A 13847-nucleotide genomic window follows, 5' to 3' on the forward strand; every position below is an offset into this window, starting at 1 on the left:
CGCATCGCTCACTGTTCGGCGCTCGTCGGCGCTCAGTCCTGTCGACGGTCGGCGCGTCCGGGGCAACCGCCGGACTCCGCAAAACTCATGATGGACATCACGGCTGTCAAGCGAGCAGGGCGATAACCCAGCGGCGCCTCGGGTGCATCGGGCAATCCATCCAAGATCACCGACACAAGGATGGTGCACCAGTGAGCCAATCGGCGGGTTACGGTATCCCGGACGGCGCCTTGCTCGCCGCAACGTCGACACCATCGATCCTCGTCGGTGATCCGACACGCCAGCACCGCCCGCTCGGAATCCAGGTGTTGGCCGGTCACCTCCACCCCGAGCTCATCAAGCCGGCAGAAAGCGGTCAGATCGGGGCGGACAAAGCCCGCACCACCGGTAGCGTCGTGCACGTCGAGGTCTTTCGGATGAGAGGTGTAGGAAACCCCATCATCGGAAGACCTCGACCCCTACCCCGGCAACGACGCGCCGACCCGCCCTACACCCTCAACTGCGAAGAGCCCGTTTACGGCCCGGCACCCGGTGAGAAGAAGCCCAGGAGCATTTGGCCGATGTTGTTGACGCCCGAGTTAAACGCAGCGGTGAGGTGACCAACGGTGCTCGTGTTGTTGAAGCCCGAGACGGTGTTGCCTAGGTTCGCCACGCCCGACGCCAGCTGCCCGACGTTGTAGATTCCCGAGACTCCGCCTTGCAGCGCGTTCGGCACCTGGTTCCAGAGGCCCGAAATGCCGGGCCCGACGTTGCCGAAGCCGGATGCGCTTCCATCGCCACTGTTGAAGAAGCCCGAAGACGGGGTGGTGGTGGAGTTTCCGAAGCCCGGGGCGCTCGTGATGTTGATCGGGATGTTGATCGGTCCCAAGCCGCCGTTGGCGGTCAAGTTCAGGGGGGATCCGGGAATGGTGAAGCCGGGGATCGTAACCGGGCTCGTGCCCCCGCTCAACGGAACATTCAACCCAAACGGATTAATCGCGAAACCAGGGATCGTAACCGGGCTCGTGCCCCCGCTCAACGGAACATTCAACCCAAACGGATTAATCGCGAAACCGGGGATCGTGACAGCGTTGGTGCCCCCGCTCAACGGAACATTCAACCCAAACGGATTAATCGCGAAACCGGGGATCGTGACAGCGTTGGTGCCCCCGCTCAACGGAACATTCAACCCAAACGGATTAATCGCGAAACCAGGGATCGTAACCGGGCTCGTGCCCCCGCTCAACGGAACATTCAACCCAAACGGATTAATCGCGAAACCAGGGATCGTAACCGGGCTCGTGCCCCCGCTCAACGGAACATCCAACCCAAACGGATTAATCGCGAAACCAGGGATCGTAACCGGGCTCGTGCCCCCGCTCAACGGAACATCCAACCCAAACGGATTAATCGCGAAACCAGGGATCGTAACCGGGCTCGTGCCCCCGCTCAACGGAACATCCAACCCAAACGGATTAATCGCGAAACCAGGGATCGTAACCGGGCTCGTGCCCCCGCTCAACGGAACATCCAACCCAAACGGATTAATCGCGAAACCAGGGATCGTAACCGGGCTCGTGCCCCCGCTCAACGGAACATCCAACCCAAACGGATTAATCGCGAAACCAGGGATCGTGACAGCGTTGGTAGCACCGCTCAACGGAATATTCAAACCGAACGGATTAACACTGAATCCCTGGATGCCAGACTCCAGGGTGCCGCCGGCCAGCGTGACGCCTAATACGAATGTGCTAAGCGGGATGGGGCCGATGTAGCCCGTGAAGATACCAGCGACGTTAAACGGAAGTTCGTTGAGAGTGATGTTGACCGGTATCCTGATGTTAATCGTAAGGGGGATGCGGGAAATAGGGACGCCGGGAACGGTGATCGGACCGACACCACCCAGCGCGTTCAGGCTCAACGGAATACCAGGAATAGTAATATCCGGCACCACAATCGGACCGATACCACCCAGCGCGTTCAGGCTCAACGGAATACCAGGAATAGTAATATCCGGCACCACAATCGGACCGATACCACCCAGCGCGTTCAGGCTCAACGGAATACCAGGAATAGTAATATCCGGCACCACAATCGGACCGACACCACCCAGCGCGTTCAGGCTCAACGGAATACCAGGAATAGTAATATCCGGCACCACAATCGGACCGACACCACCCAGCGCGTTCAGGCTCAACGGAATACCAGGAATAGTAATATCCGGCACCACAATCGGACCGACACCACCCAGCGCGTTCAGGCTCAACGGAATACCAGGAATAGTAATATCCGGCACCACAATCGGACCGACACCACCCAGCGCATTCAGGCTCAACGGAATACCAGGAATAGTAATATCCGGCACCACAATCGGACCGACACCACCCAGCGCATTCAGGCTCAACGGAATACCAGGAATAGTAATATCCGGCACCACAATCGGACCGATACCACCCAGCGCGTTCAGGCTCAACGGAATACCAGGAATAGTAATATCCGGCACCACAATCGGACCGATACCACCCAGCGCGTTCAGGCTCAACGGAATACCAGGAATAGTAATATCCGGCACCACAATCGGACCGATACCACCCAGCGCGTTCAGGCTCAACGGAATACCAGGAATAGTAATATCCGGCACCACAATCGGACCGATGCCACCATTCACTTCGACGCTCAGTGGGATGGCGGGAATGCTGAGTGTGTCTGAGTAGCCAATCAGACCCTGGTAATCGCCCCTCCACAGTATGCCGTTGCTGTAGCTGCCCGAGATCAGGGCGCCGGTGTTAAGGTCGCCAATGTTTCCCCAGCCGGTGTTGAGGTCGCCGAGGTTTAGGTACCCCGTGTTGGCGTTGCCCGGGTTGAGGTCGCCCGTGTTGGTGTCGCCGGCGTTGTAGCTGCCTGTGTTGTAGCTTCCTGCGTTGCCGATTCCAGTGTTGACGTTGCCGGTGTTGAACAGGCCCGTGTTGGCGTTGCCCACGTTACCCAGGCCGGTGTTGTAGTTGCCGGAGTTGCCGATGCCGACGTTTCCGTTGCCTGAGTTGAAGAAGCCGATGTTGCCGTTGCCGGAGTTGAAGAAGCCGATGTTGCCGCTGCCGGAGTTCAGCGCCCCGAATCCGACCTGATTGTCGCCGGTGAGCCCGATACCAATATTTCCAGTGCCCGTGTTGCCGAAGCCGATGTTGCCGTTACCGATGTTCGCGAAGCCGTAGTTGTTGCCGCCGATGTTCCCAAAGCCAATGTTGTGCAGGGCCTCCGTCAACCCCGGACCCGTGTTTGCAAACCCAAGGTTGTTGCTGCCGACGTTTCCAAAACCGAAGTTGTTGCTTCCGATGTTTCCGAAACCGAAACTTCCGTTGCCGATGTTTCCGCTACCGAAGTTGTAGCTACCGACGTTTCCGCTACCCACGTTGTAGTCGCCGAGGTTTGCGTTGCCCAAGTTGAGTGTGCCGTCGTTGGCGAAGCCGAAGTTGAATAACGTCCCACCTGCGGCGTTGCGCATGAAGCCGGCGAGTTGGCTGTCGGTGTTACCGACGCCGGAGTGAAAGGCCGATGTCGCTAGGCCTAGCGTGCTGGTGTTGTAGAGGCCTGAGACGGTGTTGCCGAAGTTCAAGATTCCCGATGTCAGTGGCCCGACGTTAAGGAATCCGGAGTTGCCGAGATTCCCAGCAATGTTCCAGAAGCCAGATCCGCCCGAACCGACGTTCCCGAAACCCGATGTGCCGCCCGTACCGCTGTTGAAGAAGCCCGATGACGGGGTGGTGGTCGAGTTTCCGAAGCCTGGGGTTCCCGCGATTTCGATCGGGATGTTGATCGGCCCGAGGCTGCCGGACACGTCGATGCCCAACGGGATTGCGGGGATCGTGATTGGCGGGGTAGTGAGGGGGCCGATGGCGCCGCCCACATCAATACCCAACGGGATTGCCGGAAGTGCGTAGCCATCCGGGAACACCGTAAACGGGCCTAACCCTCCACCCACATCAATACCCAACGGAATAGCCGGAAGTGCGTAGCCATCCGGGAACACCGTAAACGGGCCTAACCCTCCACCCACATCAATACCCAACGGAATAGCCGGAAGTGCGTAGCCATCCGGAAACACCGGAAACGGGCCTAACCCTCCACCCGCATCAATACCCAACGGAATAGCCGGAAGTGCGTAGCCATCTGGGAACACCGTAAACGGGCCTAACCCTCCACCCACATCAATACCCAACGGAATAGCCGGAAGTGCGTAGCCATCCGGGAACACCGTAAACGGGCCTAACCCTCCACCCACATCAATACCCAACGGAATAGCCGGAAGTGCGTAGCCATCCGGAAACACCGTAAACGGGCCTAACCCTCCACCCACATCAATACCCAACGGAATAGCCGGAAGTGCGTAGCCATCCGGGAACACCGTAAACGGGCCTAACCCTCCACCCACATCAATACCCAACGGAATAGCCGGAAGTGCGTAGCCATCCGGAAACACCGTAAACGGGCCTAACCCTCCACCCACATCAATACCCAACGGAATAGCCGGAAGTGCGTAGCCATCCGGGAACACCGTAAACGGGCCTAACCCTCCACCCACATCAATACCCAACGGAATAGCCGGAAGTGCGTAGCCATCCGGAAACACCGTAAACGGGCCTAACCCTCCACCCACATCAATACCCAACGGAATAGCCGGAAGTGCGTAGCCATCCGGGAACACCGTAAACGGGCCTAACCCTCCACCCACATCAATACCCAACGGAATAGCCGGAAGTGCGTAGCCATCCGGGAACACCGTAAACGGGCCTAACCCTCCACCCACATCAATACCCAACGGAATAGCCGGCAAACTATAACCACCCGATAAGAAGGTGATGGGACCGATTTGACCACTCACTGTCACGTAATCTGGAGGGAATCCGGGGAAAAATGGCGGAATCGCGGGAAGCTCAGGAGTGCCTAGCTGTATCGATATGCTACCCGGGCCTATGCTGCCAACGGTGGGATTTACGCCGAATAAGCCGATCGCAAGCGGAGACGCGGGGATCGAAATCAATCCCACGTTAATGACCTGGAACGCCGATAGCTCTAGGCCAATAGAATTTAGAGTGATCGGCGGGATGTTGATGGGGCCAACGAGTGCCCCGGTACTGTTGATGCCCAGCCCGATGGCGGGAACAGTAATAGGCGGAACATTGATCGGCCCCACCAACGCCCCGGAACTGTTAATGCCCAGCCCGATGGCGGGAACAGTAATAGGCGGAACATTGATCGGCCCCACCAACGCGCCCGAACTACTCACACCCAAACCGATGGCGGGAACAGTAATAGGCGGAACATTGATCGGCCCCACCAACGCCCCCGAACTACTCACACCCAAACCGATGGCGGGAACAGTAATAGGCGGAACATTGATCGGCCCCACCAACGCCCCGGAACTGTTAATGCCCAGCCCGATAGCGGGAACAGTAATAGGCGGAACACTGATCGGCCCCACCAACGCCCCCGAACTACTCACACCCAAACCGATAGCGGGAACAGTAATAGGCGGAACACTGATCGGCCCCACCAACGCCCCCGAACTACTCACACCCAAACCGATAGCGGGAACAGTAATAGGCGGAACACTGATCGGCCCCACCAACGCCCCCGAACTACTCACACCCAAACCGATGGCAGGAACAGTAATAGGCGGAACACTGATCGGCCCCACCAACGCCCCCGAACTACTCACACCCAAACCGATGGCAGGAACAGTAATAGGCGGAACACTGATCGGCCCCACCAACGCCCCCGAACTACTCACACCCAAACCGATAGCGGGAACAGTAATAGGCGGGACATCGATCGGACCCACCAACGCCCCGGAACTGTTAATGCCCAGGCCGATTTCGGGAATGGTGATGGACGGGATGGTGATGGGGCCGATTGAGCCGAGGCCATTGAGGTCTAGGCCAGCAGCGGGAATGGTCAGTGTGCCGGAGAAGCCGATCAAGCCCTGGTAGTCGCCTCGCCAGAAGAAGCCGTTGCTGTAGTTGCCAGAGTTGAATCCACCGGTGTTGACGTTGCCGGTGTTTCCCACGCCGGTGTTGAGGTTGCCGGGGTTGAAGAAGCCTGTGTTGGAGCTGCCCGTGTTGAAGTCGCCCGTGTTGAAGCTGCCTAGGTTGAAGCTGCCCGTGTTGTAGTTGCCCGTGTTGCCGATGCCAGTGTTGGCGATGCCGGCGTTGAAGAAGCCCGTGTTGGCTTGGCCCGTGTTGCCGATACCCGTGTTGTAGCTGGCACCTGAGTTCCCGATGCCGAAGTTTCCGGTGCCCGTATTGCCGATGCCGATGTTGCCGGTGCCTGAGTTGAACAAGCCGATATTGCCGGTCCCCGAGTTCCAGCCGCCGAAGCCCTGCTGGTTGTCGCCGGTGAGGCCGAAGCCGATGTTTCCGTTGCCCGTGTTGCCGAAGCCGATGTTTCCGTTGCCGGTGTTGCCCAAGCCAACGTTGTTGCTGCCAACATTTCCAAGGCCGAAGTTGTTGCCGCCGGGATTTAGGCCGCCCAAGTTCAAAATGCCAAGGTTAGCGGCGCCCATGTGTCCGAAGCCCGAGTTTGCCAGGCCTAAGCTAAGATTTGCCAGCACACCCTTGGAACTGGTGATCGCCGCGTTGACGACGGCCGCCGGAGCGGCCGCCAACTGGGCCGGCAGGCCTGTGAGGTTCTGCGGCGGCGCAGTGAACGGCGTCAGGGCCGACGCCACCGCCGATGCCCCGGCATGGTAGGCCGACATCACTGACACATCGATGGCCCACATCTGCTCGTATGCGGCCTCAATCGCAGCGATCGCCGGAGCATTCTGCCCGAAGAGGTTTGAGAACACCAATGACACCAAGTCGGAGCGGTTGGCCGCCACCAGCGCCGGTTGCACCATCGCCGCCCGGACAGCCTCGAACTCGGTCACTAGGGCCGCGGCTTGGGTTGCCGACCGCTGGGCCTGGGCCGCTGCCGTGGCAAGCCATCCCAGGTACGGCGCTGCCGCAGCGGCCATCGCCGCCGATGACGGTCCGAGCCACGATTCGCCGACCAGGCCCGACGTCACGGAGTTGAAAGAGGCCGCTGCCGAGGCCAATTCCATCGCCAGCTGGTCCCAGGCGACCGCGGCCGCCGACATGGGTTCTGATCCCGCCCCGCCGAATATGAGGGCCGAGTTGATCTCTGGTGGCAATGTTGAAAAATTCATGGCCCCGACCTTCCCTGGGTGCACCGAATTCATGGCAGGTCACCAACCCGCGGTCGGCGAGCGCCGTGTCGCTCCACGCTAGTCGGCGATCTTCGCGGCCGTATACATATCACCCGAATAGGGCCATGATTCATAGATCTCGTCAAACTGATTTACGGCGGGCGCTTTTTAGCCGCTCTAGGAATCGACGCCAAACCCAACGAACGAGCCTCAGCCAAAGGCCGAAATCGATTATTCCCCCGATGATTTCATCGTTGTGGAGGTCGTCGCAGGCGTCGTTGATCTGATCGTGGCGATTACGGCTGGTGATCCTCTCCGCGGGGCGGGGTCCGCACGGATTATGGCGTGGTGCTCTGGAAGAACAGGCCCGACAGGTTGTTGCCGATGTTGGCCAAACCGGAGACCAAGCTGGTCACGGCAAACGGCAGGGTGCCGGTGTTGGCGAAGCCCGATATGCCGCTGCCAACGTTGGAGAAGCCGGAGATAAGACCACCGTAGTTCTGGTAGCCCGAGCCGGCTAGCAGCCCAACAGGACTTGTGTTGAACCAACCCGACAGTCCCGAGCCGCTGTTGCCGAAGCCCGAGTTCCCACCGATTCCGGCGTTGAAAAAGCCCGACGAGGGCGTTGCGCTCGAGTTGAAGTATCCCGGCCCCGCTGGGATTGCGAATCCGCCCATGGTGGTGCTCGGCAGGTGGATGCTGGCGATGGTGAGTGCGGGTGTGGTGAAGGCCGCCAAGCCCACCGGCTGGATGGTGAACTCTGGCGTGGTGATCTCCGGGATATTGACCTGGGGGAGGGTGAAACCGCTAAGTCCGATCGGGTCGATGGCGAACGGTGGAGTCGTTATCTCGGGCGTCATGATCTGAGGAAGCGTGAAACCACCCAGCGCTATCGGATCGATCGTGAACGCCGGGGTGGTAATCGCCGGGATGCTGAGCTGCGGCAGCGTAAACCCACCCAGCGTGATCGGGTCGATGGTCAACTCCGGGGTCGTGAACTGTTGAGTAGTGATATCCGGCAGGCTCAATGCACCGACACCAATCGGACTGATCGTCAACGCCGGAGTGGTGAATTCTTGGGTGCTGATCTCTGGCAGGGTGAACCCGTCGACCGAGATCCCCCCGAGGGACCACGGTTGGATGACGACGTTGGGGAGGGTGAAGGGGGTGACGTTGATTGCGCCGATCGAGAAGCCGACGCCGTTGATTTGGCCTCCACCTACGGTAATGGTCCCAGTATTAATAAAGGCAGGGGGCGTATTAGGGAAGCCGCCAATTTGCGGGAATACCCCGGGCATATTGGTTTGCAAAGCAGTGATGTTATTCGGAATGAACACCACCAAATTAGTTATCGTAATGCCGTTAAGGCTAAAGGTGGGAAGATTGATGACACCAGAATTTGCTTGCGTGGCTATGCCGGGAGTGCTAAAGCCGCCTATACTTATTTGGGGTGTACTTATTAACGGGGTGTGTATCGTGGGTAGCGTAAATCCGCCGACAGTGGTGCCAGCCGGAATCGTGATCGGCGGAACCGTCACCGACGGAATACTCAGCGTCGGCAGATTGAACGCACCTAGCGCTGTGCCAGCCGGAATCGTGATCGGCGGAACCGTCACCGACGGAATACTCAACTGAGGCAAGTTAAACGCACCTACCGTGATGTTGGCTGGTGTCGTTGTAGCTGGAATCGTCAACGACGGCACCGTCAACCCCGGCAAATCAAACGCACCCACCGTGATGTTAGCTGGCGTCATCGCCGCTGGAATCGTCAACGACGGCACCGTCAACCCCGGCAAATCAAACGCACCCACGGTAACGTTGGCCGGCGTCGTCACCGCCGGAATCGTCAACGACGGCAAGGTTATCGCGGGCAGGCTGAACGCGGGAACCGAGATTCCGGGTATTTCCAGAGACGGAAGCGTCAAATCAGGGCTGGTGATGGCGAACTGCAGGCTGCCTTGGCCCACACCACGGTAAAAGACACCATTGTTCATGTCGCCCGTGTTGAACAAGCCGTTATTCATGTCGCCTATGTTGAAGGCGCCGGTGTTGATGCTTCCTGTGTTGAACCAGCCGGTGTTGGCGCCGCCCGTGTTGAAGGTACCCGTGTTCGACGGGCCCGGGTTGAAGGCACCGAAGTTGTAGTGGCCTGCGTTGAAGCTGCCGGTGTTCGCGTTCCCAACGTCGAACATGCCCGTATTGAAAGAGCCCGCATTCAGGAATCCGGTGTTGCCGTGTCCGGGGTTGAACAGGCCAGTGCTGAAGTTACCGGAGTTCCCGATGCCAAAGTTGCCGTTGCCGGAGTTGAAGAAGCCGATATTGGCGCTACCCGAGTTGAATAATCCGACGTTACCGTTACCGGAATTGAGTCCGCCGATGCCGATTTGGTTGTTTCCAGTCAGGCCGATGCCGATATTGTTGTTGCCGGTATTCGCAATTCCGAAGTTGCCGATGCCCGCATTGGCGAACCCCGTGTTCAAATTGCCCAGGTTTGCAAGACCGAAGTTGCTGGCGCCCGCGTTTCCTATACCGATGTTGTTGCCACCCAGGTTGGCCGAGCCGATATTGAAGCTACCAAAGTTGCCGGACCCCAGATTGTTGTTGCCAAGGTTGGCGTTGCCAATGTTGCGGAGCCCAATGTTGGCGTTACCGAGGTTGCCACCGCCAACGTTGGCCAAACCAAGGTTGGCGGCGATCGCGCGGCCCGCAAAAGTCGGTATGCCCGCGGCCGTGGTGAGCGCGGTCACCACGGCCGCGGGCCCGGCCGCCAGACCCGCCGGAAGCCGCAGCGGGAGGGCGAATGCCGGTAGCGCCGCAGCGACGGCCGACGCCCCGGAGTGGTAGGTCGCCATCGCCGACACATCGAGAGCCCACATCTCCTCGTATGCGGCTTCGGCGGCCGCGATCGCGGGAGCGTTTTGGCCAAAAAGGTTCGCCATTACCAGCGATACGAGGCTAGAACGGTTGGCGGCCACCAGCGCCGGTTGTACCATCGTCAGCCGCGCAGCTTCGAACTCGGTCACGATCACCTGGGCCTGGGCGGCCGCCTGCTCGGCCTGGGTCGCCGCCGCGGCCAGCCACCCCGCATACGGGGCTGCCGCCGCTGCCATCGCCACCGATGACCGACCCTGCCACGACCCGCCGACCAGCCCGGCTGTCACCGAGCCGAAAGAGGCAGCAGCCGAGGCCAATTCCGTTGCAAGCCCGTCCCAGGCCGACGCCGCCGCCAGCATCGGTCCGGATCCCGCCCCGGCGAAGATCAAGGCCGAGTTGACCTCCGGCGGCAACACCGAGTAATGCATCGCTCCCCAACCTTCCGGGGTGAGCCTGGTGCTGATGAAAGGTCACACGCCCGTCGTCGATGACATGCTGGTAGCGCACGACGCTACGCGGTGATCTTGAATTGTATACCTAAGCAATGAAACCGTTATCTATTTGTTATAGACATATCGGGCGCGGCTGCAAAGTTTTTTTACACGCTATGCTTAATCACGATCCGGGCCGTCTGATGTAAACCACCGACGTAGCCGCACTGACCTAAATGCACTGATTACCATGGCGATTGGGTGAAATAATTATCCCGCAAAACTGTGCTCAATAGGAACGATTATTGGTTTGAATCACTGCCATAATCCACCCTATGTGCAACCCGGATGCATTCCGATCGCGCGCTTACTCCTGGCAAACATTCGGGCTTTAGCCCCGGCCCACCACGCGGGCACCAATCCGACGCTGCCCATACAGCGAAATCACCGGCGCACCGCCTCCCGCTCGGCCGCCTTCACCAGTTGACCCGCGAAGAACCTGACCGCGCCACCCAGCGCCGCCCGCATCACCGGCCCCGTCCCACGAACCTTTTCGGTAAACGAGCCACTCCAGCGGAGATCGGTACCGCCCGATGCATTTGGTGTAAGGACCACCTCGCCGAAGTAGTCCTGGACGGGTGTCCTCGCGCCAACCAGCTTGTAGACGTGGCGACGGTCCTGCTCATACTCGACGGTCTCTTCCTGTACGAACACCGGCCACATGCCTAGTTTGCGGATGGCCCCGATGCCGCCGGGCGCGGGATCACCGCGTCGCGCCCAACTCGATTGAGCAACGATGGGCTTGGCCCAGGTCGCCCAGTTGCCACCGTCTGTCACGAGCCGAAACAAGGTTGCAGCCGGCGCGCTGCTGGTCTTGGTGACCTCGAACGAAAATTTCCGACCCGACATGCGCGACTCCCGAAACGACAACTGAAGCGGCCCGATATGGTGCTGCCGCGTACCCTACCGCGCAGCCGGCCGTGCCGGCCGTAGTGGACCAGCCAAGGTGTTCCCGCGCTGGCCGCAGCAGGCGCATAATCACGAGGTGTCCCGCGCAGATACCGTCTCAGTGCCCCGTGCGCCCACCCAGGCTGAGGTCGCCGCAGTGCTGCGCATCATGACGCCGCTGCGCAAGGTGATTAAACCAAAGGTCTATGGGATCGAAAATGTGCCGACCGAACGCGCATTGCTGGTTGGCAACCACAACACGCTTGGCTTGGTCGACGCGCCATTGCTGGCCGCCGAGCTCTGGGAGCGGGGGAGAATCGTCCGGTCCCTTGGCGACCACGCCCATTTCAAGATTCCGGGGTGGCGCGACGCGCTGACACGAACAGGGGTCGTCGAAGGCACCAGAGAGATCACCTCGGAGTTGATGCGACGCGGCGAGCTCGTCATGGTCTTTCCCGGCGGCGCCCGTGAGGTCAACAAGCGCAAGAACGAGCGCTACAAGCTGGTGTGGAAAAATCGGCTGGGGTTCGCGCGCTTGGCAATTCAGCACGGCTATCCGATTGTGCCGTTCGCTTCGGTGGGTGCTGAACACGGCATCGACATCGTGCTCGACAACGAATCCCCACTGCTGGCACCGGTCCAGTTCCTCGCCGAGAAGCTGCTCGGCACCAAAGACGGTCCGGCGCTGGTCCGTGGTGTCGGACTGACACCGGTACCGCGCCCCGAACGGCAGTATTACTGGTTCGGCGAGCCAATCGACACCACAGAGTTTATGGGGCAGCAAGCCGACGATAACGCCGCACGCAGGGTGCGCGAGCGTGCCGCCGCCGCTATCGAACACGGCATCGAGCTGATGCTGGCCGAGCGCGCAGCCGATCCAAATCGATCCCTGGTCGGACGGCTCTTGCGCTCGGACGCCTAAGGCGCCCCTGAGGCGTTCCCGGGGCCTGATTCAGAAGTCAGAAGACCGAGTCGACTTGATCGGGGATTGGGGTGCCGTCGTTGCGCAATACCGGTTGTTTCGATCCGTCGGGGTTGATGAATGCCTCCCCGCATACGTAAGGAGCGTGCTGGGGTAGCGGGTCGATAAACATCGGGTTGATCGCCCACTTACCGCCCCTGGTGAACAGGCCGTCGTAGGCCCGGCACATGAGGTCGTCCTGGTTGCGGTTGATCACGAGTGACACCACGGTGGCGTCGCCGACGAAGGCGGCGTCGCTGTTCGAGTCGCCGGCGGCGAGGACTTGACGACGATCCGCCGCGAGCTGATTGAAGGCTTGCGGGCCGGTCACCCCGAAGATGACCTGATTGGCCCAACACCGTTTGCCATCAAGGTAGGTCATGACTGAATCGTCGCCGTCGCGAACGCCTCCGCAACCGACGAGGTGAGCGGTGAGTTTCCCGGACTGGTCGGCGACGCTGCGGACTCCGACGACATGCTGATCGTCTAGACCTACCTCGCCCGCCCACACCTTCACGATCGGTTCGGGTGACGCTGACACCACCCAGGTGTCGATACCGTGTGCCTGCAGAGTACCGATGAGGTCTTTCATTTGTGGATAGACGCGGATGTAACCGTCGACCTGCTGTGTTCCGACCTGCTGGGTTGCGCCGACATCGGCGGCAAGGTTCTGTTTCTTGGCCTGGTCTGCGAATCCGGCGAGCTCCTCAGCGGTGTAGCCCGCCGACAGTGCGTTGCCCCACGCGTACGGACCCGCCAACCGGCGCACGTTGTTACCCACGAAAGCCGGCTGTCCCGTGGTGGTTTCGCCGTCGAGAAGGGAAAGGATCTCGTTCGCGCACAACGCATTGCTGCCGGTCGGCAGCGGCTTGCCGGCAGGTACAACCTTGCCGCATGCCACGCTCAGCGCGTTCGCCGCCGCGTCGGTCAGGTATCGGCTGGCGGCGTGCCAATCCTGGTTGGCTGGCTGCAGCACCAGGCTGTGCTGCAGCATGTAGTAGTTCGTGGCGTAGCCGATGTCGTTCTTGACGACGGTGTTGTCCCAGTCAAAGATGGCGACCTTGCGCGCAGAACCGTCCGCGGTGCCGGTGCACCTGCTGTTGGCATCGATCGCCGACTGCAGGAATTCACGAACTCCGTGGTGCCACTTCAGAGACGCGTCGAGCTGACGACAGCCGGACGCTGGGGTCGGGGGTTGGTGGGCCGAGCAGCCGATGACGCCACCGAGCACGGTTGCCATTGCCAACAGCGACGGTATGAGTCGCACCATGTAAGCCCTTCGTCAGCCCTTGGTCGTGCCAGCATGCGCCGGATGGAAGGGGGATGGGAACTGAATGGTTGCCTGCTGAACTGAACGCTGAGCAAATTCGATGCCGACGAAACATTATGGGTTTGTTTCTCGACGGCAACCCGTGCGCGATTCGGCAGTCACCGCGATGCTGCCGACGCC

General features: G+C 60.2%; 5 protein-coding genes and 1 pseudogene. 1 reads left to right on the forward strand and 5 read right to left on the reverse strand.

The window, feature by feature from the left end; translation table 11 throughout:
• Positions 1-95: 95 nt before the first annotated feature.
• The 4 genes and pseudogenes from MCAN_RS22410 to MCAN_RS10095 form a co-directional block, all read right to left on the reverse strand.
• Positions 96-401 (reverse strand): annotated as a pseudogene (locus MCAN_RS22410) (hypothetical protein); the annotation flags it as partial.
• 113 nt (positions 402-514) lie between these two features.
• Positions 515-7183 carry a PPE family protein gene (locus MCAN_RS10085; protein WP_014001008.1) on the reverse strand — a complete coding sequence of 2223 codons (6669 nt, stop codon included), beginning with the start codon at positions 7181-7183 and terminating at the stop codon, positions 515-517.
• A gap of 338 nt (positions 7184-7521) precedes the next feature.
• Entirely contained in the window at positions 7522-10485 is a 2964-nt protein-coding gene (locus MCAN_RS10090; RefSeq protein WP_014001009.1) for a PPE family protein, read from the reverse strand.
• Between the two features lie 447 nt (positions 10486-10932).
• Positions 10933-11397, reverse strand: a complete 465-nt coding sequence (locus MCAN_RS10095; RefSeq protein ID WP_003899082.1) for an SRPBCC family protein — start codon at positions 11395-11397, stop codon at positions 10933-10935.
• Positions 11398-11494: 97 nt separating this feature from the next.
• Here MCAN_RS10095 and MCAN_RS10100 point away from each other — a divergent pair, with 97 nt between their 5' ends.
• Entirely contained in the window at positions 11495-12358 is an 864-nt protein-coding gene (locus MCAN_RS10100) for a lysophospholipid acyltransferase family protein (RefSeq protein ID WP_003900432.1), read from the forward strand.
• A 37-nt stretch (positions 12359-12395) separates the two neighbouring features.
• Here the strand turns inward: MCAN_RS10100 and MCAN_RS10105 are convergent, their stop codons facing one another.
• Positions 12396-13667 (reverse strand): HAD family hydrolase, encoded by a 1272-nt coding sequence (locus MCAN_RS10105; RefSeq protein ID WP_014001010.1) that lies wholly within the window; start codon positions 13665-13667, stop codon positions 12396-12398.
• Between the last annotated feature and the right edge of the window lie 180 nt (positions 13668-13847).

It is taken from the genome of Mycobacterium canetti CIPT 140010059, assembly GCF_000253375.1.
GTDB classification, from domain to species: Bacteria; Actinomycetota; Actinomycetes; order Mycobacteriales; family Mycobacteriaceae; genus Mycobacterium; species Mycobacterium tuberculosis.